At 63.1% G+C, this 22,622-nt stretch carries 20 protein-coding genes and 2 pseudogenes; 10 read left to right on the top strand and 12 right to left on the bottom strand.

The genetic code is table 11. The features are described 5' to 3' along the window. Positions 1–154 precede the first annotated feature (154 nt). The 5 genes from AB7290_RS20795 to AB7290_RS20775 all read right to left on the bottom strand — a co-directional run bounded on the left by AB7290_RS20795 (position 155) and on the right by AB7290_RS20775 (position 2,963). Positions 155–280, bottom strand: a complete 126-nt coding sequence (locus tag AB7290_RS20795) for a hypothetical protein (protein ID WP_283808540.1) — start codon at positions 278–280, stop codon at positions 155–157. Further along, complete coding sequence (locus AB7290_RS20790) at positions 277–696, bottom strand: carboxymuconolactone decarboxylase family protein (protein WP_014495189.1); 420 nt, start codon at positions 694–696, stop codon at positions 277–279. The genes AB7290_RS20795 and AB7290_RS20790 overlap by 4 nt, the downstream gene beginning before the upstream one ends. Further along, positions 629–1,060 carry a MerR family transcriptional regulator gene (locus AB7290_RS20785; protein ID WP_085398994.1) on the bottom strand — a complete coding sequence of 144 codons (432 nt, stop codon included), beginning with the start codon at positions 1,058–1,060 and terminating at the stop codon, positions 629–631. Before AB7290_RS20785 ends, AB7290_RS20790 begins: the two co-directional genes overlap by 68 nt. Positions 1,061–1,202: 142 nt before the next feature. Beyond that, complete coding sequence (locus AB7290_RS20780) at positions 1,203–1,970, bottom strand: SH3 domain-containing protein (protein WP_144030615.1); 768 nt, start codon at positions 1,968–1,970, stop codon at positions 1,203–1,205. A gap of 42 nt (positions 1,971–2,012) precedes the next feature. Further along, a complete protein-coding gene (locus AB7290_RS20775; RefSeq protein WP_225048847.1) occupies positions 2,013–2,963 on the bottom strand; it encodes a hypothetical protein in 951 nt (316 codons plus the stop codon). 115 nt (positions 2,964–3,078) lie between these two features. Here AB7290_RS20775 and AB7290_RS20770 point away from each other — a divergent pair, with 115 nt between their 5' ends. Both AB7290_RS20770 and AB7290_RS20765 read left to right on the top strand, forming a co-directional pair. Continuing rightward, positions 3,079–4,230, top strand: coding sequence for a tetratricopeptide repeat protein (locus tag AB7290_RS20770; RefSeq protein WP_231142031.1), 1,152 nt, complete (start codon positions 3,079–3,081; stop codon positions 4,228–4,230). A gap of 285 nt (positions 4,231–4,515) precedes the next feature. Continuing rightward, positions 4,516–5,706 carry an acetylornithine transaminase gene (locus AB7290_RS20765; RefSeq protein WP_085398992.1) on the top strand — a complete coding sequence of 397 codons (1,191 nt, stop codon included), beginning with the start codon at positions 4,516–4,518 and terminating at the stop codon, positions 5,704–5,706. A 115-nt stretch (positions 5,707–5,821) separates the two neighbouring features. On the opposite strand, the gene AB7290_RS20760 is transcribed toward AB7290_RS20765, so the two are convergent. The 3 genes from AB7290_RS20760 to pcsA form a co-directional block, all read right to left on the bottom strand. Next, entirely contained in the window at positions 5,822–6,796 is a 975-nt protein-coding gene (locus AB7290_RS20760; protein WP_014495182.1) for a quinone oxidoreductase family protein, read from the bottom strand. An 81-nt stretch (positions 6,797–6,877) separates the two neighbouring features. Beyond that, a complete protein-coding gene (locus AB7290_RS20755) occupies positions 6,878–7,612 on the bottom strand; it encodes a TerC family protein (protein WP_063983222.1) in 735 nt (244 codons plus the stop codon). Beyond that, positions 7,609–8,376, bottom strand: coding sequence for a phosphatidylcholine synthase (gene pcsA / locus AB7290_RS20750; protein WP_085399014.1), 768 nt, complete (start codon positions 8,374–8,376; stop codon positions 7,609–7,611). The genes AB7290_RS20755 and pcsA overlap by 4 nt, the downstream gene beginning before the upstream one ends. 87 nt (positions 8,377–8,463) lie before the next feature. Between pcsA and AB7290_RS20745 the strand changes: the two genes are divergently transcribed. Next, complete coding sequence (locus AB7290_RS20745; RefSeq protein ID WP_085398991.1) at positions 8,464–9,648, top strand: UbiH/UbiF family hydroxylase; 1,185 nt, start codon at positions 8,464–8,466, stop codon at positions 9,646–9,648. 6 nt (positions 9,649–9,654) lie between these two features. Here AB7290_RS20745 and AB7290_RS20740 read toward each other — a convergent pair whose 3' ends face one another. Beyond that, positions 9,655–10,608, bottom strand: coding sequence for an AEC family transporter (locus tag AB7290_RS20740; RefSeq protein WP_283016531.1), 954 nt, complete (start codon positions 10,606–10,608; stop codon positions 9,655–9,657). 106 nt (positions 10,609–10,714) lie between these two features. Between AB7290_RS20740 and hspQ the strand changes: the two genes are divergently transcribed. Next, entirely contained in the window at positions 10,715–11,047 is a 333-nt protein-coding gene (gene hspQ / locus AB7290_RS20735) for a heat shock protein HspQ (protein ID WP_014495177.1), read from the top strand. A 97-nt stretch (positions 11,048–11,144) separates the two neighbouring features. On the opposite strand, the gene AB7290_RS20730 is transcribed toward hspQ, so the two are convergent. After that, positions 11,145–11,969, bottom strand: a complete 825-nt coding sequence (locus tag AB7290_RS20730; protein WP_063983219.1) for an invasion associated locus B family protein — start codon at positions 11,967–11,969, stop codon at positions 11,145–11,147. A 272-nt stretch (positions 11,970–12,241) separates the two neighbouring features. Between AB7290_RS20730 and AB7290_RS20725 the strand changes: the two genes are divergently transcribed. The 5 genes and pseudogenes from AB7290_RS20725 to AB7290_RS20705 all read left to right on the top strand — a co-directional run. Next, the gene (locus AB7290_RS20725) at positions 12,242–14,089 is read left to right on the top strand and encodes an extracellular solute-binding protein (RefSeq protein ID WP_085398192.1); all 1,848 of its coding nucleotides are present in this window, start codon (positions 12,242–12,244) and stop codon (positions 14,087–14,089) included. Between the two features lie 4 nt (positions 14,090–14,093). Beyond that, positions 14,094–15,596 (top strand): AMP-binding protein, encoded by a 1,503-nt coding sequence (locus AB7290_RS20720; protein ID WP_085398193.1) that lies wholly within the window; start codon positions 14,094–14,096, stop codon positions 15,594–15,596. A 69-nt stretch (positions 15,597–15,665) separates the two neighbouring features. Next, a pseudogene (locus tag AB7290_RS20715) lies at positions 15,666–16,181 on the top strand (IS1595 family transposase); the annotation flags it as partial. 165 nt (positions 16,182–16,346) lie between these two features. Further along, a complete protein-coding gene (locus AB7290_RS20710) occupies positions 16,347–17,681 on the top strand; it encodes an IS5 family transposase (RefSeq protein WP_085398139.1) in 1,335 nt (444 codons plus the stop codon). A gap of 32 nt (positions 17,682–17,713) precedes the next feature. Continuing rightward, positions 17,714–18,087: pseudogene (locus AB7290_RS20705) on the top strand (IS1595 family transposase); the annotation flags it as partial. Between the two features lie 48 nt (positions 18,088–18,135). Here AB7290_RS20705 and AB7290_RS20700 read toward each other — a convergent pair. Then, on the bottom strand, positions 18,136–19,749 hold the full coding sequence (locus AB7290_RS20700; protein ID WP_085404737.1) for a hypothetical protein: 1,614 nt from the start codon (positions 19,747–19,749) through the stop codon (positions 18,136–18,138). Positions 19,750–19,916: 167 nt separating this feature from the next. Here AB7290_RS20700 and AB7290_RS20695 point away from each other — a divergent pair, with 167 nt between their 5' ends. Further along, positions 19,917–21,140 (top strand): hypothetical protein, encoded by a 1,224-nt coding sequence (locus AB7290_RS20695; RefSeq protein ID WP_085404736.1) that lies wholly within the window; start codon positions 19,917–19,919, stop codon positions 21,138–21,140. Positions 21,141–21,195: 55 nt separating this feature from the next. On the opposite strand, the gene AB7290_RS20690 is transcribed toward AB7290_RS20695, so the two are convergent. Further along, complete coding sequence (locus tag AB7290_RS20690) at positions 21,196–22,326, bottom strand: acyl-CoA desaturase (RefSeq protein ID WP_085404759.1); 1,131 nt, start codon at positions 22,324–22,326, stop codon at positions 21,196–21,198. Between the last annotated feature and the right edge of the window lie 296 nt (positions 22,327–22,622).

The raw sequence follows: 22,622 nt of genomic DNA, 5'->3' as shown, positions 1-22,622 counted from the left end.
AGAAGGTCGTCATGCCCGGGCTTGTCCCGGGCATCCACGTTCTTCGTGCCACTGGGCAATGCGTGGATGGCCGGGACAAGCCCGGCCATGACGCTGTGGAAGCCTCTGTGCCTCAAGCTTGCAAGGAGCAGACCGTCGCTGGGCTACAGCTCCGTCAAGCCAGCCATTTCGGCACCCAGCGCTCCGGACGTCGGGCGCGGGCGAGATCGGCCTGGGCTTCGGTCAGCTTGGCGGGCTCGCCGTCGATGGTCGGGCGCACATCGTATTCGAAGTTCGTCACGTCGCTTCTCCCGACGCCTGCCGTCCGTCATGCGCGGAAAACACCTCCTTGGCTGCGAACAGCCCGTTCACCGCCGCCGGGAAGCCCGCATAGACGGCCATCTGCATGATGATCTCCACGATTTCGTCGCGAGACAGCCCGACGTTCAGACCCGCCTCGATATGCACTTTGAGCTGAGGCGCGGCATTTCCGAGCGCCGTCAGCGCGGCGATCGTCGCGATCTCTCGATCGCGCAGGCCGAGGTCCGGGCGGCTGTAAATGTCGCCGAAGGGAAACTCGATCACGTATCGTGCGAAATCCGGAGCGATGTCGGCGAGTGAGGCGACGACCTTTTCGCCGGCTCTGCCGTCAATGCGTGACAGGGCCCGCTGGCCGCGATCGAAGCGGCTTTCGGCTTGTGTTTGGGCGTGCGTCATTTTCCTTCGTCCTCTGTTCGTCGCCGGCATAGCCGGCGATCTTGGTATCAAGGACGAGCAGGCATTCCTGGAGTTCGGCAATCTGCGTGCGAACCTGTTCCCGGTGGATTTCCAGCATCTGCCGCCGGGCTGGCCCGGTGGCATCGCCTTCATCACGAAGCGCCGCATAACGCAACATGTCCCGGATCGGCATTCCCGTGGTCTTGAGCCGACCGAGGAATGCGATCCATGTGAGGATCGATGCGTCAAAGTCACGCTGGCCGGAACGATCCCGGTCTGCGTATGGCAGCAGCCCGACGCGCTCATAATAACGCAACGTGTGCGTCGACAAGCCGGTTCGTTTTGCGAGGTCGCCGATCTTCATGTGTGCCCGTTCTCGTACTGACGCACGTACAGATACCCCTTCGAGCGCACTCTAAGTCAAGGGGGATCGCAAGGGAGATCGAAGGTGCCGTTCCCGCGAGGTCAAGATGGCACGACAGCAGAAGAATACCGGTTCGACGCGACTAGTCGCCGGCAAAAAAGATCCCCTCGATGTCTTCCGCTTGCTGACCTCCGGCCAGACTGACCCAACCAGTCAGTCCATTCTTGTTCCGAACGAGGAAATGGTAGCGCTCGGACGAGTCCCCCTCACGTCGGTCGCTTGCGACGAGCACCTCAACGAACTCACCCTTCGGAATGGTGCCGACCGCATTCGTCGCAGCCTTATCGAAATAGAACGTCAAGTCATGCAGCGTCTTTGACTTGAGGCCGACGTAATGAAACGGCTGGTTAACCTCCTTCAACCGGTCGTCGTCAAGGCAGTACTTGCGTCGATGGTCGAACATCGTATTGACGTGACCGGAGGCGTAGACGCAACCGTCGCCGGGTATCTCGAATCGGAGGCCTTCGATCTGGTCTTGATAGAGATCGCCCGCGCCTCCAATCAGGTTGAATACGCAATTGTAGTCGGCACTACCGCCGGAGCTGCAGACAACCAGGAAGTACCTCTCCGACCGAAGGCGAAGCTTCGTTTCAAAAACGTAGGTGAGAATAACGCCGCCAGCATCGGCCTCATCGCTGTTTTTCTTTTCGTCCGGTGTGATCACGTGAGGCCGCGTGAGCGCGGGATCGGTAGCCAGCACGATCGGAAGGTCGGCAACGGCGCTTTCCACGAGCTCGGTTTGCGCGTCTGCGGCCGAGGCCGCTGACATCAGCAGGATCGCGACAATCAACCGGTGACAAAGGCCGCGCATCAGCGAACTACCCCGACGAGAAGCTAATTCAATCAGCAACCTGATTGCACGGCTCCGTGACGGGATTCTGACGGTGTTCCGTCACGCCAGCCATTTCGGCACCCACCGCTCCGGGCGCGGGGCGCGCGCGAGATCGGCCTTTGCTTCGGAGAGCTGCGCCGGCTCGCCGCCGATGATCGGACGCACATCGTATTCGAAGTTCGGCATGACGCGGCCGTCGACATAGAGGCCGAATTTCATCGCGTGCCACAGCCCGAGCTCGGGCTGTGCCTTGCGCATCTCCTCGCGCAGATCGCGCAGCAGCGATTCGATCGAGGCGGCCTCCTCGAACGGCTGCGGGCCGAGGGTCAGGACGCGGGCCTCGTACTGCTTGCCGACGATCGCGACCTCGAAGCGCGTCTTGTCCCAGGGCTTCTTGCCCTTGGGCAGATGCGCGGCGAGCCGCCAGCCGAGCTCGGCCATCAAGCGATGATTGGCCCAATAGTCTTCGCGATCCCGGCTCCATTTTTCCACGAAGCCGCGGAAATCGGGAAGCTCTGCAGCACCGTCGTCACACGCGGCCTTGTCGCCGATCGGCTGTCCCGCAAGCCATTTCGCGAGCTCGTCGGTCTGGCACTCGACCTCGTCATGCGGCTTGAGATCGCTCCAGGCCTTGTCAAATTGCTGTGACGTCAGCTTCGCCAGCAAGCCGTCGAGGCTCGGCGCGAGCAGCTCGTAGTCGCCCTCGGAGCCCAGCCCCACGATCGGCGGGTTGTCGCGATCAAGACCTGCGCCATACCAGCCGCCGACGGCCGAGCCATCCGGCAGCCGCATGAACAGTGAAAACCTGTCGCGCAAGGGACTGCCGTCGAAGATCGGCGCCTGATCGGAGAACTGGCCTTGCAGCGAGAAACGGCCGACGCTGCCCCACGGGCGCCCGTTCAGCCAATCGGCAAAGTCGACCAGCAGGGATGGCGCCTCGATGCCCGGCGGAAACGCGCCGCGAATGCTGTCGAGGTCGATCGGGTAAGGCGTATCGGACAAGGTCTTCAAACTATCTGGTTGGTCCCGCCTTCTTGGTCTGACCCGTGATGCATTCGGTTCGAACCAAGTCGCGTCCTTCGATCACAAACGCGCTAGAGGCGCAATGGTTTCGATGTGGAAAACAATGAAACACACTGAAACGTCAAGGATTCTCTTCAAGCTGTCTGCGATCGGCATCGCAATGGCCGTGTTCGCCCTGTCCGCCGCCGCGCGATCGCCGTCAGCCGCGCAGGCACGCCAATGGTGCTATGGCGACGACGACGGGGGAAACGAGGATCAGCGCATCGCCGGCTGCTCGGCCGTGCTCAAGGCCGATCCCTCGAATGTGCGGGCGCTGGCCAATCGCGGCGAGATGTTTCGGCGAAAAGGCGACACGGAGCGTGCCCTGGCGGACTTCAACCGTGCCATCGATCTCGATCCGAAAGACGCCGACCTCTGGTACAATCGCGGCATCGCCCATGACGATCTCGGCGACACCGACCACGCCATTGCCGACTACACGCGCGCGATTCGGCTGAATGCCCGCGACGCGCTCTACTACAACAACCGCGGCAATTCCCACATCCACAAGAACGACTACGAGCATGCGATGGCCGACTACGATCAGGCCATCAAGCTCGACCCTAAATTTGCGCTGGCCTATTTCAATCGCGGCACTGCCTATCGCAACCATGGCGACGACGCTCGCGCACTGGCGGATTTCGATCTCTCGATCAAGCTCGACCCGAATTACGGCCCGGCCTACGGCAACCGCGCACGCGTCTTCCGCGACCGCGGCGACCGTGCGCGTGCGCTGGCCGACTTCGCAAAATCGCTTCAGCTCAGTCCGAACAACGATCGCGATTTCTTTGCGCGCGCGAACATGTATTTCGACACCCACGACTATGCGCAGGCGCTGGAGGATTACGATCGCTCGATCAAGGCCAATGCGAGCTATCCGGGCGTGTTCAATTCGCGTTGCATGACGCGTGCGATCCTTGGCCGCCTGCAGGAGGCGCTGGCCGATTGCGAGCAGTCGCTGCAGATGGCTCCCAACGACCCCTATACGCTGGACAGCCGCGCCCTCACGTATCTGAAGCTCGGCAATCTCGACGCGGCCATTGCGGATTACGACGCGGCGCTGAGCGCAAAGCCTGAGCTCGACGGCTCCCTCGACGGCCGCGGACTGGCGAAGCGAAAGAAGGGCGACAACGAAGGCGCTGAGCAAGACATCGCGGCCGCCAAGGCAATCAACGCCGGCATCGCGGACAGTTTTGCGCGCTACGGCGTTCAGTGACGTTCTCCCATCTCGCCGATGCACGCCGGACGGGTGTTCTTCAAAACGCCCGCTTGACAAGCCCTGCCCTTCGGCTGTAGGGACCCGCCCCATGATCAACGCTCGGACCCATCAGCGCACCGAAATGCTCCGCCGTCGCTTCCGCGACGACGAGAGGGTGCGCCATGTCCGACGACGCCGCTGAACCACTGAATTCAGCCGAGTTTTCGAGAAGGCCGCACCCGCAAGGTGCGGCCTTTCGGCTTTTTGCGCCCCTTTTCCACCCCGTCCCCACAGGAGTTCGACATGACCACGCATCCGTATGACGCGCTGATGGAGATCACCGCACGGCCCAAGGCCGTGTTCGTCCGCGGCGCCGGCTCCTACCTCTGGGACGACAGCCGCAAGCGCTATCTCGATTTCGTGCAGGGCTGGGCCGTCAACTGCCTCGGTCACTCCCCGCCCGCGATCGCCGATGCGCTTTCCGCGCAGGCCAAGCGGCTGCTGACGCCGAGCCCGGCGTTCTACAACGAGCCGAGCCTGAAGCTTGCCGAGCGGCTTGTCGCAAACAGCGCGTTCGACCAGGTGTTCTTTGCCAACTCCGGCGCCGAAGCCAACGAGGGCGCGATCAAGCTCGCGCGCAAATACGGCAGCCTGCACAGGAACGGCGCGTTCGAGATCATCAGCTTCGCAGGCGGCTTCCACGGCCGGACGCTGGCGACGATGTCAGCCTCGGGCAAGAAGGCGTTCGAACCGCTGTTCGAGCCGAAGGTCGCCGGCTTCAAGAAGGCGAAGCTGAACGACATCGCCTCGGTCGAAGAGCTGATCAACGACAACACCGTCGCGGTGATGCTGGAGCCGATCCAGGGCGAGTCCGGCGTGTGGCCCGCGACCGATCAGTTCCTGCAGGAACTGCGCGCGCTCACCGACGCGCACGGCCTGCTGCTCATTTTTGACGAGATCCAGACCGGCATGGGCCGGACCGGAAAACTCTTCCACTACGAGCACACAGGCATCGCGCCCGACATCATGACGCTCGGCAAGGGCATCGGCGGTGGCGTGCCGCTGGCGGCCCTGCTGGCGACCGAACGTGCCTCCTGCTTCGAGCACGGCGACCAGGGCGGCACGTTCAACGGCAACCCGATCATGTGCGCGGTGGGGTTGGCAGTGCTCGAGGAGGTCTGCAAGCCCGACTTCCTGAAGTCGGTCACCGAGACCGGCCTGCTGCTCGAAAGCGAGTTGCAGAAGGTCTCGGCCCGGCACGGCCTCGGCGGCGTGCGGGGACGTGGCCTCTTGCTCGCGCTCGACCTCAAGCTGCCGATCGCGCCAGGCATCGTCGCGCAGGCGTTCGAGGCCGGCGTGCTCCTGAACGCGCCGCAGCTCGACACGCTGCGCTTCATGCCGGCGCTGAACGTCGCGCGGGCCGAGATCGCCGAGATGATCGATTGTCTTGACGGGATTTTGACCAGGGCCGGCGCGGCACGGCGGGTGGCGTAAACGCCCTCGCCGTCATGGCCGGGCTTGTCCCGGCCATCCACGCCTTGAGGCGCGGCACAAAGAACGTGGATGCCCGGGACAAGCCCGGGCATGACGACTTTGATGGAGCAACTTGCTACGGCTTCAGGATCGACGCGCCGGTGGTCTTGCGGCTTTCGAGATCGATATGCGCCTTGGCGGCGTCCTTGAGCGCGTAGGCGTGGTTGATCGGCACGTGCAGCTTGCCGTTGATGACGGCGGCGAACAGCGTGTCGGCGCCTTCCAGCAGTTCCTTGCGCGTTCCGACGTAGTCATTGAGCTTCGGCCGCGTCGCAAACAGCGAGCCGTGATTGTTGAGCTCGGCAATCGAGAACGGCGGCACGGGCCCCGAGGCATTGCCGAACGAGACGAACATGCCGCGCGGCTTCAGGCAGGACAGCGAGCCCGGGAAGGTCGCCTTGCCGACGCCGTCATAGACGACGTCGCAGCCCTCGTTGCGGCTAATCTGCTTCACGCGCGCGACGAAATCCTCTTCGTTATAGAGGATGACGTGGTCGCAGCCATTGGCCTCCGCAAGCTCGGCCTTCTCGCGCGAGCCGACCGTGCCGATGACATGGGCGCCGAGCGCCCTCGCCCATTGGCAGGCGAGCAAGCCGATGCCGCCGGCCGCGGCATGGATCAGCACGCGGTGATGCGGCTCGACCTTGAAGGTCTTGTGCAGGAGATACCAGACCGTCAGCCCCTTCAGCATCAGCACGGCGCCCTGCTCGTGCGTGATGTGGTCGGGCAGCTTGACCAGCTTCTCCCAGGGGATGTTGCGCTCGCCGGTATAGGCACCGAGATTGTGGTAGTAGGCCACGCGATCGCCGGGATGGAAATGCGTCACGCCGGGCCCGACGGCGATGACCTCGCCCGACGCCTCGTTGCCGGCGATGAAGGGCAGCCCCGGCGCCTTGTAGAGGCCGGTGCGATAGTAGACGTCGATGAAGTTCAACCCGACCGCATGCTGGCGGATGCGCACCTCGCCGGAAGCCGGCGCCGGGACATCGACGCTCTCATAGACCAGGGCTTCGGGGCCTCCGACCTTGTGCACACGGACGGCTTTGGTCATCACCTGACCTCCTCTCGGTCTTCTCGCCGCTGAGCGAAAGACATCGCGCCCGCCTTGTCAACTCGACCCAGATTGGAACGGCTAAACGGACGACTTGCGGACTTTCCTGCGGTTGCGCTTCGCCAGCACGTTGAAGAATTCCACCGCCGCCGAGAACGCAATTGCGAAGTAGATGTAGCCGCGCGGAATGTGGAATTGGAATCCGTCCGCGACCAGCGCGACGCCGATCAGCACCAGGAACGCCAGCGCCAGCATCTTGGTGGTCGGATGCTCGGCAACGAATCGCGACACCGGCCCCGACGAAATGTACATGATCAGGCAGGCGATCACGACCGCCGCGATCATGATCTCGATGTCCTGCGCCATGCCGATCGCGGTGATGATCGAGTCCAGCGAGAACACGATGTCGATGACGATGATCTGGACGATCACCCAGAAGAACGCGCTGCCGCCGGACTCCCGGTCGCCCTCGCCGTCATCGGCTTCGACCTCGGCGTGGATCTCGTGCGTCGCCTTGGCGATCAGGAACAGGCCGCCGCCGATCAGGATGAGATCGCGCCAGGAGAAGCCGTAACCCGAAAACGAAAACACCGGCGCGGTCAGGCCGATCAGCCAGACCAGCAGGCTGAGCAGGATGATGCGGAAGATCAGCGCCAGCGCGAGCCCGATCTGGCGGGCGCGGTGGGCCTGCTTCTCGGGGATGCGCGAGACGATCACCGACAGGAAGATGACGTTGTCGATGCCGAGCACGATCTCGAGCGCGGTCAAGGTGAGCAGCGCGGCCCAGGCTTCAGGACTAGTGAGGAGGTGCATCATGCGAAGGATCTTGCCAGGCGGATCAAGGCGTCGCTGAAGCTGATCCAGAGCGCGATGGCGCAGAGCACGATGGTCACGCCGGTGCCGACGCGAAAATCCATCTCCAGCACATAGAGGCCGAGCACGGCCCAGATCGCGATCAGCGACATCGTCAGCCAGCGCAGCCGCACGACCCGGACCGGATGCAGCACGTGGAACGGCACGAAGGTCAGCACGACAAGCGCCGCGACCAGCAGCGTCGATGCCAGCGGCGGCCAGTGCAGCAGGAACAGGTAGAACGCCGCCGCATTCCACAGCGCCGGAAAGCCGCGGAAATGATTGTCGTCCGCCTTCATGCGCAGATCGGCGAAATATAGTGCGCTGGTGACGATGATGGCGATTCCGAGCAGCGGCGCGGCCACCGGCAGCAACAGCCCGCTCGCCACGATCGCATAGGCCGGCACGAACACATAGGTGACGAAGTCGACCACGAGATCGAGCACGTCTCCCGACCAGTTCGGCTGCACATCCTTGACCTTCAGCAGGCGGGCGATCGGCCCGTCGATCGCATCGATGATCAGGGCGACGCCCAGCCACTGAAACATCGCCGCCCAATGCTCGCGCACGGCCTCCAGCATCGCCAGCAGCGCGATGGCCGCGCCGAATGCGGTGAAGATGTGCACCGAGAAGGCCGCGGCGCGGATCGCCGGTCTCGGCTTCAGGGAATCCTCTTGGGTATCCATGGCTTCTGCTATCAGAATGAGACCGGTTTGCACATCCGCCATTGCGGCGCGCGGTCGCACAATTCGCCACAAAATCAAGGAAATATAGCCGGGCTTGAATTTGCCGCGCAGCATGTCAATTGTCGTTCCATGACAGATGCATCGACACTCCATGACGCGGCCGTGATCGGCGGCGGACCGGCGGGACTGGCGGCCGCCATCGCACTGGCGCAGGCCGGCGCGCGGACCGCGCTGGTGGCGCGGCGCATGCCCTACGCCGACAACCGCACCACCGCCCTGCTCGGCGCCTCCATCGATCTCCTGGAGAGCCTCGACGTCTGGCCGCGCTGCAAGGGCAAGGCGGCCGCGCTCGAAATCATGCGCCTCGTCGACGACACCGGCCGGCTGTTCCGGGCGCCGGAGGTCCGGTTCTCCTGCCACGAAATCGCGCTCGACGCCTTCGGCTACAATATCGACAACCGCTCGCTGATGCTGGCGATGGAAGAACGCGCGGCCGAGTTGCCCAACCTCGTCCGTTGCGATGACGAGGCCGAAAGCGTCGTCATCGAAGCCGACGACGTCGCGATCCGCACGGCGTCCGCTCAATTCCTCACGGCCCAGCTCGTGGTCGGCGCCGACGGCCGGCACTCGCTGTGCCGGGAAGCCGCCGGCATCGCGGTGACGCGACGCGACCTGACGCAGACCGCGCTGACCTTCAACGTCGGCCACGCGCGCCCGCATCGCAACGTCTCGACCGAGTTCCACACGCCGCATGGCCCTTGCGTGTTCGTGCCCCTGCCCGGCGACCGCTCCAGCATCGTCTGGGTCTCGGCCCCCGCCGAGGCCGAGCGGCTTCGCGGATTGAGCGACGCGGAGCTGTCCGCCGCGATCGAGAAGCAGTCGCATTCCATTTTGGGACGCATGACGGTCGAGCCGGGCCGCAACCTATTCCCGCTGGCGATCGAACGTCCAAAATCCTTCGGGCGCGACCGCATCGCGCTGGTCGGCGAAGCCGCCCATGTGGTCCCGCCGATCGGCGCCCAGGGCCTCAACCTTGGTCTGCGCGATGCCGCTGACATCGCCAGGCTCGCGGGCGAAGCCATCGCCGCGGGCCAGGATCCCGGCGCACCCGACGTGCTCAAGCGCTACGACCGGGCGCGGCGTCCGGACATTCTGAGCCGCACGTTTGCGATCGACATCGCCAACCGCTCCCTGCTCAACGATTTCCTGCCGCTCCAGCCGGTCCGCGCGGTCGGCATGCACCTGCTCGGCGCCATCGGCCCGCTGCGGCGCTTCGCCATGCGCGAGGGCCTGACCCCGACGTGGCGGCGGTAGGCTCGCTTACGGAAACGCCAGCCGGCCGGTCTGGATCGCCCACATCACGCCGGTCAGCGTGACCACCGACGCGAAGGTCCCGAGCAGCACCGCGACAGAGGCGGATTCGATCCACGCGTCGTTCTGCCGCGCGATCACGAACACGTTGAGCGCCGGCGGCAGCGAGGCCATCAGCACGGCGGTCGCGGCCCAGGGCTGCGCGAACGGTCCGAACGCCAGCATCAGGCCGAACGCGGCGAGCGGGTGAATCAAGAGCTTCACGGCGATCACGCCCGGCACCTCCCACGGCACCCGGTTGAACGGGCGGAGCGCCACGGTCACGCCGAGCACGAACAGCGCGGTCGGTGCGGCTGCGTTCTGAAGGAACGTGATGGTGCGATCGAGTGCGACCGGTAGCTCGATATGAAGCGCCGCCACGGCCGCGCCAAAGCAGGCCGACATGATCAGCGGGTTGAGCACGATCTGTTTCAGCACGACGCCGAAGGCATGGACCAGCGAGGGATGGTCGCGGTCGGAGAGCTCGATCAGCAGCGGCACGATCGTGAACAGGAAGATGCTGTCGCAGCAGAAGATCAGCGCGGTCGGCGCCGAGGCCTTCGGTCCAAGCACGGCGAGCGCCAGCCCCGGCCCCATGTAGCCGATATTGCCATAGCCGCCGGAGAGGCCCGCAAGCGTCGCCTCGCGCAGCGTCAGCCGTCCCAAAACCTTGCCGACGACCAGCGCCAGGGTGAACGCCGCAACCGTGGACAGCGTGGTCGCGACCAGGAACGGCGGGTTGTTCAATTCCGCAAACGGCGTCTTCGACATGATCGCGAACAGCAGCGCCGGCAGCGACACGTAGAGCAGGAAGAAGTTCATCCAGGCGAGGCCTGATTCCGGCAGCGACTTGGCCTTGCCGCAAGCGAATCCAACAAAGATCAAGCCGAAATAAGGTAGCGCCAGATTGAGGATATCGACCATTGATGAAGTGTTTTCTGAAGATTTGGGGGCCATCTGCCCCTTAGCCGAAGGTCAATTACAGATCAGGGCACTAGCATCGGCCACAATCCTGGTCTATCGACGGGGAATGATTAAAGCGAGGACCGCCAAATTCCAGATCGGACAGGTCGTTCGCCACCGGATCTTCTCGTTCCGGGGGGTGATCTTCGACATCGATCCGGAATTCAACAACACCGAGGAGTGGTGGCTGTCGATTCCCGAAGAGGTGCGGCCTCACAAGGACCAGCCGTTCTACCACCTGCTTGCGGAGAACGCGGAGTCGGAATACGTCGCCTATGTCTCCGAGCAGAACCTGGTGCCTGACGATTCCGGCGAGCCGATCCGCCATTCCCAGGTCGCCGAGATTTTCATCAAGGACAAGACCGGCGGCTATCGCCCGCGCAATCCGTCGCTGAACTGAGCCAGCCGCGCTTGAAGTGAGTTTTGCCGCCATCAAGCGGCCAGCAAAAAAGGCGCTCGAACCGAGCGCCTTTTTCATGTCCGGGATTTGAGCCCGCTTACTTCTGACCGGTCGGAGCCGCGCCGGGCGCGCCACCGTTCTGCTCGAGCTTCTTGCGCTGCTCGTCGGCCTTCTTCTGAAGCTCTTCCTGAAGCTTCTTCTGGGTTTCCTCGAACACCTTCGGATCGGTCGGCGGACCGTCATAGGCCTTCTGGAATTCGCCGGCGAGCGGCAGCGGCAGCGTCAAGGGCGCACCGTTCGCATTGATCGCCTGGACAACGAGGTTCTGGCCCTTCTTCATGTTGCCGATGAGCTCGGGCGTGGCCTCGTAGTCGGACATGCAGCCATTCTGGAAGCAGATCACGTAGGGGCTCTGCAACGGCGCATTGTTGTCCACGATGATGCGGGTGCCGTGCACGAGCTGCATGCCGAGCGGCAGCGTCACGCGCAGGATCTTCTTGGGCTCACCTTCCGGCTCGATGATCACGGCCGCGATGACCGGCTGGCCCGACTCGATGCGGCCGTCCTTGCCGGTGAAGCAGACCTGCTTGGCGTTGGCGTCCTGGCCCTTGAGGCAGAACTTGGTCCAGGGGGCGTAGATCAGCTGGATCTGCTGATCGGCCGGCTGGGCCGCGGCGCCCTGCTGCGCCGGAGCGCCCTGCGCGGGAGCCGGCTGGGCGGGAGCCTGGGCAGCCGGCGCCGGAGCCTTGGGGGCAGCCTTCGGAGCAGCTTTCGGGGCCGCCTTGGGCGCGGCGGGGGCACCGGGGGCCGGCGCCGGGGTCTGGGCCTCAGCGGCAAACGGAACGGCCAATGCCGTCGCCGTCAACAAGGCGAGAAGTCGCCCGCGCGGCCGGACGGACGCGGCCAAGTAACGGAAATTCATTGCGGAAAACCCTTTCTGAACGGGAAGTGCCCGAACCGCTCCGAAGCGACGAACCTGGCCGCGTTGGGCGCGGCTCTCTCCCCGTCAATTGAGGCGGATAAGTGACGGGCTCGACGCTCTTGCGCGATTGCGTGCCTTCTTAACGTGGCCGACGAAAAGATCAATGCCGACAAGCGTCTTTGACCACGCCTTGAACCGCTCCCTGGCCTGCGATCCGTGAAATTCCTTGTGATAGGATTCAGGCCCGCAGGTCCTCGAATCAACGTGTGCCGATGTCCATGTTCCAGCGCCTTCTCGAGGGCCTTCGTGAGGGCCTTGGCACCCGCCTCTGTCTTCTCGCCTTCGTCGTCGCCTCCGCGCTCTCCGCAAGCGGCGCACGGGCTGGGGAAGCCCATGCCATCGCGATGCACGGCAAGCCGGCGATGCCGGCCGATTTCACCCACATGCCCTACGCCAATCCTGATGCCCCCAAGGGCGGCCGGCTCACCTGGGGCATTCTCGGCACCTTCGACAGCCTCAATCCCTTCATCGTCAAGGGATTGGCCGTGCAGCCGGTGCGGAACTATGTGGTCGAGAGCCTGCTCGCACGCGGCAATGACGAGGCGTTCACGCTCTACGGCCTGCTCGCCAGATCGGTCGAGACCGATGACGCGCGGAGCTTTGTCACGTTCCGCCTCGATCCCCGCGCCCGCTTCTCCGACGGCAAGCCGGTCCTGGCGGAGGATGTGCTGTTCTCCTGGCAGCTGCTGCGCGATCACGGCCGCCCCAACCATCGGCAATATTACGCTAAGGTCGCCAAGGCCGAGGCGCCTGACCCTCTCACCGTCCACTTCGACCTGGCTGGCGCCAACGACCGGGAATTGCCGCTGATCCTCGGCCTGATGCCGATCCTGCCGAAGCATGCCGTGGATGTCGCGACCTTCGAGGAGACGACGCTGACCGGCCCGATCGGCTCGGGCCCGTATCGGATCACGGCGGTGAAGCCCGGCGCCAGCGTGACCTTGACCCGTAATCCCGACTATTGGGGCCGCGACCTGCCCATCAATCGCGGGCTCTACAATTTCGACGAGATCAGGCTCGACTATTTTCGCGAGGCCAACGGCCAGTTCGAAGCCTTCAAGCGCGGCCTCTATGATTTCCGCGTCGAGCACGAGCCGCTGCGCTGGCACGACGGTTACGACTTTCCAGCCGCCAAAAGCGGCGAAGTGATCCGCGACACCATCAAGCCCGGCGTGCCGCAGCCTTCCGAATTCCTGGTGTTCAACACGCGCCGTCCGATCTTCGCCGACATCCGCGTGCGCCGGGCACTGACGCTGCTGTTCGATTTCGAGCTGGTCAACCGCAACTACTTCTTCGGACTCTATTCGCGCGTTGCCGGCTATTTCGCCGGCTCCGACCTGTCGGCCTATGGCCGGCCTGCGGATGCGCGCGAGCAAGAGCTGCTGAAGCCCTTCGCCGCGCAGATCCCGCCCGACGTCATGGACGGCAGCTACCGCCTGCCCGTCACCGACGGCTCGGGGCGCGACCGGACGACGCTGCGCGCGGCACTCAAGCTCCTGTCAGACGCCGGCTACGATCTCGACGGCACCGTGCTGCGTAACCGCGCGACAAAAGCCCCCTTCACCTTCGAGATGCTGGTGACGACCCGCGACCAGGAGCGCATCGCGCTCGCGTTCCAGCGCGACCTCAAGCGCGCCGGCATCGAGCCGAGCGTTCGCGCGGTCGATCCCGTGCAGTTCGACCAGCGCCGGCTCGCTTACGAGTTCGACATGATCCAGAACCGCTGGGACCAGTCGCTGTCGCCCGGCAACGAGCAGTATTTCTATTGGGGGAGCGCGGCCGCTGACAATCCGGGCACCCGCAACTACATGGGCGCCAAAGATCCCGCCGTCGATGCCATGATCGACGCTCTCCTCGAGGCCCGTGATCACACGGCCTTCGTCTCGGCGGTGCGGGCGCTCGACCGCGCCCTGATCTCCGGTTTCTATACAATCCCCCTGTTTAACGTATCCGAGCAATGGATCGCGCGCTGGAATCGGATAGAACGGCCAAAGGCCACCGCGCTGTCCGGATACCTGCCGGAGACCTGGTGGTCGAAGGGGCAGCCGCAAGCGAAGTGACGCCGTGAATCAGCCAGCCGTATCGCCGACGCTCGACACGCTGTTTCAGCGCACGCTGATGCGGCAACCGCACGCGCCCGCTTTGCTTGATCCCCTCAACAAGGCTCGCGTGACCGGCCACCAGCCGCGGCGGATGACCTACGCCGAGGCCAACACCGCCATCGAGGCCCTGTCGGCGCATTTCGTCGAATCGGGCCTGCCGGCCAATTCCGTTATCGCGATCCAGCTGCCTGCTACGGTCGAGTTCGTGCTGACAGTGCTCGCCGCACATCGCGCCGGGCTCGTCGTCGCCGTGCTGCCGCTGCTCTGGCGCCATGCGGAACTGACCGCCGCGCTGAACCGCACCGCGGCGCGCGCCATCGTCACCATGAGCAAGGTCGACGGCGTCAGCTATTCCGACCTCGCAATGCATGCCGCCGCGGAGGCCTTCTCGATCCGTTACGTCTGCGGTTTCGGCGCCGACCTGCCCGAGGGCATGGCCTCGCTCGACGACGTGCTGGCCCGCCCGCCGGGCACCACGCGCGCCGTGATCCAGGACGGCCGCAAGGCGGCGATGATCTCCTTCGACGTCACCGCGGAAGGCTTTCGCCCGGTGCCGCGGCCGCATTTCAGCCTGATCGCCGGCGGGCTCGCGATGTCGCTGGAAGCCGACATCAAGCAGGGCGCGACCGTGATGGCGGCGTTCACGCCGATGTCGTTCGCGGGCCTCGCCTCCTCGCTCGCGGTGTGGCTGCTCTGCGGCGGCACGCTGGCGCTGCATCATCCCTTCGAGAACGACGTGCTGGAACAGCAGATCAACGAGCACGAATGCGAGGTGCTGATCGCCCCGGCGCAGCTCGCGCTGCGGCTCGGCGATGCCGATCTCGCGGCGCGGATGCCGAGCTTGCGCAACGTCATCGGCCTCTGGCGCGCCCCCGAGCAGGTGGCGGCGAGCGATGCCTGGATCGCGCCGCATGCACCGCTGACCGACGTCTATCTGTTCGGTGAGGCCGGGCTGTTCGGCGCCCGCCGCAGCGAGGACGGCATGCCGGTTGCGGTGATGCCCGGACCGCACGGCGCCCCGCGCGAGCAATCCGGTTCCTCCATCGCCGGCGAGATCCTGCTGACGCCCAGGGGCACGCTCGGCCTGCGCGGAGCGATGGTGCCGATCGCGGCCTACGCGCCGCCGCAGCCGGTCGGCGACACCCTGACGGCGCAGCCGCCGCGCGATTATGTCGACACCGGCTATGCCGCGCGGCTCGACCGTCCGAGCGGCGCGATCTGCATCACCGCGCCGCCCTCCGGCATCATGGCCGTCGGCGGCTACCGCTTCCTGTCCAACGATCTCCAGGAATGGGCGCGCCGGCTCGGCCAGGGCGCCCTGCTCACCGCGCTGCCCGACCGGCTCTCGGGTCACCGGCTCGCAGGACGGGCGCAAGACAATGGCCGCGCCCGCGAAGCGCTCAATGAACTCGGGCTTAACCCCCTGATGGTCGAGGCTTTTCGCGACCGCTCCGGGCCGGCCTAAGCGTATCCCCTCTGGACATGTAGAACATTCTCCGGTAGAGTACATATATTCTCCGGAGAGGCGGACCACATGGCCCAGAAACTGAGCAAAATTCGCGAGTTTCTGAAGCGCTTCCCGGACGAGGATAGCTGCCTGACCCACCTGATGCGGACCCGGTTTGGCGAGCGGTTTACCTGTTTCAAGTGTCAGAAAGAGGCAACCTATTACCGCGTGAAGGCGCGCCGCTCATTCGAGTGCGAGCACTGCGGCTATCAGGTCTATCCGACCGCTGGCACACCGTTTGAGAAGACGCGCACCGGCCTCCGTGACTGGTTCTACGTCATGTTCCTGTTCTGCGAGACGCGGAACGGCGTGGCCGCGAAGGAAGTCGAACGTCAGCTAGGCGTGACCTACAAGACGGCTTGGCGCATGTGCCACCTGATCCGCCTGTACATGGGCTACGTTGATGGCGACGCGCCGATGGGTGGCCCCGGCAAGACGGTCGAAGTGGACGAGACATTCATTGGCGGCAAGGACAAGCAGGGCAAGGACGACAAGGCGATTGTCATGGGCATCGTCGAGCGCGGTGGCGATGTCGTTAGTCGTCCGTGAAGAATGCGGATTGATCTGAGAAATAAGCAGAATTTGTCTTGATGTAGTATTCGATTTTGCAGGAAAGCGGGGTGTTGGACCTCGCTTTCTTGCGTTTTAGGATTTTGCTTTTGGGCGATTCGTGATTCCCTGACGGCGTCGTCGACATTGGGGAATGCGATGAGCAAGCCGAGGGATGATCGCCAGAAAGACCTGTTGCTTCCGGCGCTTGATCAGATCATCGACATGGGTCATCCGCTGGTGCGGTTGGCAGCGCTGATCGACTGGAACATCCTGAATGAGCGCTTCAGTTCAGTGTGCCAAGCAGGGTCGGGCCAGCCGGGCTTGCCGACGCGGCTAGTCGCCGGCCTGTTCATTTTGAAGCACATGCACAACCTGTCAGATGAGGTGCTGTGCGCTCGCTGGATCGAGAACCCCTATTACCAATACTTCTGCGGCGAATTGAGCTTCTGCCACCGTCTGCCGTTCGATCGATCGTCGATGACACGCTGGCGGCAGCGGCTCGGCGAGGAACAGCTCGTCGCCCTGATCCAGGAAAGTCTTTCAGTGGCGCACAAGACCGGCGCCATCGGTCCCAAGGACCTGGAACGGGTGGTCGTCGATACCACAGTGCAGCCCAAGGCGGTTGCACATCCGACCGACGCGCGGCTGCTGCATCGAGCAATCACCAAGCTGGTAGGGCTCGCCAAGCGCAACCGTGTGCCGCTACGCCAGAGCTATCTGCGCCTGGCCAAGCGCGCCGCCATCATGACCGGCCGCTATACCCACGCCCACCAGTTCAAACGCGCCCGGCGGCAGCTCAAGTTCCTGCGGACACGGCTTGGCCGGATCATCCGCGACATCCGCCGCAAGATTGATGGCGATACGGTGCTGGAAGCTCGCTTCGGCCCGTTGCTCGGTTTAGCGCAGCAGGTGCGCAGCCAGGATCAGCATCAGCGCGGTCCGAAGGTCTATGCGTTACATGCTCCGGAGGTTGAGTGCATCGGCAAAGGTAAGGCCCGCGCGCCCTACGAGTTCGGCTGCAAGGTCAGCATCGCCACCCCTGTGACGTCTCCGAAGGGCGGCCAGTTCGTGCTCCATGCCAAGGCCCTGCATGGCAATCCCTTCGATGGGCACACGCTCGGTCCCGTAATCGCCGACATGGAGAAGCTCACCGGGGTGGAGACTCGCCGTATCCACGTCGACAAAGGATATCGCGGTCACAACCACCCGCATCGGTTCAGGGTCTGGATCTCGGGTCAGGTCCGCCGCGTCACAGCTTCCATCCGTCGCGAGATGAAGCGTCGCGCGGCTGTCGAGCCTGTCATCGGCCACGTCAAGGCCGAGCACCGCATGGACAGAAATTATCTCAAGGGACGCCTCGGCGACCGCATCAACACTGTTCTCGCCGCCGCCGGCTATAACTTCGGTCTGCTGCTGCGATGGCTCGCAGAGCTCTTGCGTGTCATCATCCGAGCCTTCTTCGAGACCGTCCCGGCTCGAAACACCGCTTGAGCCGGGCGCCGCCGCCAGTTCTTCACGAACGACTCGTTACCCGCGTCGCGCAGGCGCGCACCGAGGCTCACATCGTCCCGCATGTCGTGCGGTTCGTTAAGCAAGGCTTCCCCGTCCATACGGATGAGGCGTCAAACTTCAAGCTGCTGAAGAGAAGTACGGTTACGATCATGAAGCCGTGGATCGCTCGGCCAAGGAATACGTGCGCGGCGACGTGCACGCCAACTCAATCGAATCGTTCTGGTCTCAAGTGAAACGCGGGATCAACGGGGCTTACGTTTGGGTTTCGAAGAAGCACTTGCAGCTTTACCTTCGCGAGTTCGAGTATCGCCATAACTTGCGGAAGCAGCCGATGCTGATGTTCGTGCTTTTGCTACAGGCTTTTCCCCGGGCACTCGTTGAGTGATCATCGCTTGCAAGAGTTGGTCAAAGCGTTTTTCTTTCGGTGCGTGCTTCACTTTAACTCCCTTCTCGCTTGTTCGATGATTTCCAACCTTTGGCTTAGCCAAGCAGCAAACCTGTCCCGTGAAACTCCAAACGTCATGCGAGAACCTTGCACAAGCCGCAGTAGATCGTTTCTGCCGCTATTGTCGGCTGCATCTCGCATCTTCATCCATGCAGTAAGCCCATTGTGAAACTCGTTTGCTCCTATTTGGAATTCCGTAAACGGTTCTTTTGGGAAAAGGACCCCGTTCAATTCTACGCGGAATTCCCTTTCTTTATCAATCAACCCGTCATATAGCGCTTTGTGCATCTCGACAGTCAAATTTCGAATGTCGTCCATTCGCTGAATTTCAGGGGCGATATCCGTATCGGCGCGCTCCCAATAGGAGTGGTTCAGAGCAATCTCAGACTTCTTTAGTATTTCATCGCCCATCGTATGGATCGAAGTTGATATAGTTCTGAGTTTCTGGCCCAAGTCTTCTTTTTCATCTTTGAGATAGCCGCCCTCACGCAAGATCGATGATCTTGCGGAATCCCGTGGCGGGATAGCCGGTGAGGCTGTCTTTGCTTTCTCCAGTTCATTCGTCTTTTCTTCAAGGGCCTGCTTGATCTTTACGATCTCTGAAGCCGAGGCGTCCTGCTCTCTTGAGCCAGGTATAATCTCGAATGAATTATAATCGTCACGCTGCTTGGAGATGACCTCTTTTTTTGAACGAGCCCATTGCGCGAATAATGAAACTGCTTGCCGCCAATTTTTGAAGGCTTCGTGGCTCTCGATAAATCCAGTCATGTCGGCCGGCGCATCTGGCAGACGGTTCAATAAATCTGCAAACACGCCTGTCTGCGCGATGATAGGTGTGAATGTCCAGTCGGTTAGATCTTGAACATCTTTCAGGGAGCCGTATTTTTTTAGGATTGCATCAAGCTCAGCAAACGCTGTGTTTATCTGGTCCCTTGATGCCGCCAGTTTTCTTGCAAGAGATTTCGGGCCAGAATCCCTAGTTTCCTTGTCCCAAGTAATATTGAGTTTGTTTTGGGTGTCATACGCCGGATCAATCTTGCTGTGGATGCAGTCATAGATTTCGTCGAGGGCTTTTTGACGAATTTGCAGATCGTAACCCGTGATGGTTTTTCGCGGTGACGACGAGAGGGGCAGTTGCGCCGGAGATGTATGTGTGGTTGCAGGCGAGTCATGGGACATCGGCTGATCAGATCGCTTGGGTTGCCCCCTTTGCGTCTGCCAAACAACACCTCCTAGGGCGATTGCCAGGCCCAGGAATATAACGTGGTAGGGTTCCACTCTCCGCATCCATGCTTGCAGCCGGTCCGCCGCACTAATAGCAGAAAAGTGGTTCCCTTCCGAAATCTTGGCCAGTTCCTCTTTGAGAGGGCGCGCGATGAAGTAGTGGACAAGCCATAAGGCGAGGGCCGCGAGCGCAAAGGGGATGGTCCAATTGAACACCGTCGTCGCGCTCGGTGACGTGACGCCTAGCAATTCTGCGAGCCTATCGTCGCCCCAGCCTATCACGGCGTTGTCCACGAGCTTGATAACGAGCTTAAGTGCAAGAGTGAGCAGCACCTGTGCTGCCCCCCAGATCGCCCACGCCCTAATCCCTTGTGGCATTCGCACGTCTCCCACAGCCCTCTAGGGCTGGTTGTGGCAGACGAATATGTACCTGATCTAGTGTACATGTTCAAAGGGTATATACTTGGTTTCGCCCCATCCATTGACGCAGCATTAAGGCAACCGAACTAGATTGCGCAGCATCTGTTGCGTGATCAGAGTTTGCGATGTCCCAGGCGGGCCCGATCCTGTTTGTGTCCAACGCCCAGCGGCCGCCTTTCATTGCGGCCCTGGACGAGGCCCGTCTGTTTCCCGTCGTCGACGCCGACTGGGCCAGCGCGGCGCGCGCGGTCGAGCAGGTGCAGCCGGCCGCGGTTCTCGCCGCGATGCATGCCGGGCACGAGCCCCATCTGGCGACGCTCGCCAGGAAGATCGCGGACCAATCGCCCTACCTGCCGTTCGTGGCACTCGATGCTGCGGGCACGCTGCCGCAGAACGCCCTGCCGTTCTCCTCGCGCGGCGGCAATTCCGACCGTCTCGTCGCGCGGCTCCGCGCCGCGCTGCGCGTACGCACTCTCCATGCGACGGTTCTGCGCCGGCTGCCGGACGCGAAAGTCGGGTTGCCGGAGGGGGATCCGGTACGCGATGCAACGGTGCTCCTGATCGGCCGCGGCGCGGCCTATCCTGCGCTCTCCGTCGCGTTCGGCGAACGCGTCGGGGTCGTCGGCGCGCTCTCGATCGAGGCTGCGGCCAAGCATCTCAACACCCGCGATATCGATGGCGTCGTGCTCGCCGAAGGTTTTACCGCGCGCGTCACCGACGCCTTCCTCACGGTGCTCGCCGAAGACACCCGATTCCGCAGCCTGCCCGTGGTCGTCACCGCGCACCAGCTCGCGCAGACGTACGACCTGCCCAATCTCGAGCTGATCCCGGGCGAGCCGGCGAAGGTCGCCGCCAACGCGCTGCCGCTGATCCGCCAGCACGCGATGGAAGCGCAACTGAGCCGCACGCTGCGTTCGATCGATGCCGGCGGCTGGCTCGATCCGCGCAGCGGCCTGCTTACGGTGGAAGCTTTTGCCCGCGATTTCGCCAAGGCGGTCGAGCAGGCTCTTGCCCGCGGCGGCGGCCTCTCCGTGGCGCGCTTCGCCTTCGAGCCCGGCAATTCCCGCGCCCAGCTCGACGCCGCACGGATCCTGAGCCGCCTGATGCGGCAGATGGATTTTGGCGTGGCGCAGAAAGACGGTTCCGTCATCGTCGTGTTCGCCGAGACCGACTTCCGCACCGCCCACATGATCGCCCGCCGCCTGTCGGCGGTGATGCGGCACACCTCCAATGGCAAGCACGAGATGCGCAGCGATCCCGTCGTCAGCGTGGACTCGCTGTCGCCGTCGGATACGGCGCGGTCACTGCTCGGGCGGCTCTCAGCCGACGCGTCGCGCGCCGCGTCGTAGTCGCGCGTCAGCAATCCCTGATCTCGTGCGCGCCCCTCGTACGGGGAACGTCACGCTAACCGCCGCCATTCGTGCTCGATTTCGGGGCGGTCGCCAGAGCGGGAGTGGCCAGGAGAAAGCCAACAGTCTCGTTCAGGAGCTCGTGGGCCCGGTCGACGATGTCGTCCAGCGACATCGTCTTTGCGAACATGCGCTGCGCTTCGGCCAGCAACTGGTCGCGAGTCGGCATGCTGGACAGACGCAAATCGGCACGCTGTTGCAACAGAATGATCGCGTCCCGGACCGACAATTCGGTCTCATGGATCGACGTCTTGATCGCCTGTGCGATGTGTTCAGGATTGAAGCGAGCGGCGAGCTGCTCGGCCGCTTGCTTGATCGCGCGTGATCCCAACCGATGCTCATTGCGCAGGACCTGCTTGGGCGGCATCTTCAGATCCCGGACAATCCCGAGCCAGGACAAGGCCACCAGGATATAATAGGTGAGATCAATCTCGTACCAGTGGAAGCCCTGTCGAGCACTGGCCTGATAGGCGTGGTGATTGTTGTGCCACCCCTCACCCATCGTGACGAGAGCGAGCAGCCAGTTGTTACGGGAATCGTCGCCGGTCACATACCGCCTGCGGCCGTGAACATGTGCGAGGGAGTTGATGCAGAACGTGCCGTGATACACGAGCACCGTGCTCCAGAGGAAGCCGACCACGAGCCCTGACCACCCCGCAATGAGGAAGCAGAGGCCCGCGAGCACGAATGCCGGCAGAAGCTCCAGTTTGTGCAGCCACATCAACTCGGGATACGACGCCAGATCCGATACTTTCACCAGGTCGGTTGCATCGTGCTGCCGGTAGAAGATCCAGCCGAGATGACTGTAGAGGAAGCCCTTGTGCCGGGGCGAATGCACATCCTGCGCCGTATCCGAGTGAAGATGATGATGGCGATGTTTGGCAGCCCACCAGAGGACGCTTTTCTGAGCGCTGCTCTGGGCCAGGAAGGCCAGGATGAACTGAAACACCCGGCTGGTCGCGTAAGCCCGATGCGAGAAATACCGGTGATAGCCGGCGGTGATCGCAAACATTCGCAACCAGTACAGAACCGCGCAAATGGTAACGGCTTGCCACGAGACGCCCGACCAGATCGCCGCGACGCATCCCGCGTGGACCAATATGAACGGCAGGACCTGCGGATACATGACGTCGTCGTGTTCGTCACCGTGTTCCTGGCCTGAATCGATATTGATAGACACGCTCGCGACCTCAGAAGTTTCAATGGGCGGGGCAGCCCCGCTTTGCGGTACAAAAAACCCGCGGCCGGTAAACCAGTCGCGGGTCACACGAATCAGGTTATCAGTCGGGCACGCAATCAGCGGCGAGGCCAAATCGTCGGCCGAACTCGACGAATCGAACATGGCTGTCGTTCGATCATTCCGCAAGTGGCCATATGCCGCTGTCTTGTATCCAAGTACCGCTCCGGTGGCGCTCGGAACAA

This window comes from Bradyrhizobium sp. 613_E4_N2_2, from assembly GCF_052075995.1.
Classification (GTDB): domain Bacteria; phylum Pseudomonadota; class Alphaproteobacteria; order Rhizobiales; family Xanthobacteraceae; genus Bradyrhizobium; species Bradyrhizobium barranii.
The sequence above is the reverse complement of the archived record's forward strand: the minus strand, read 5'-3'. Positions and strand labels throughout refer to the sequence as shown.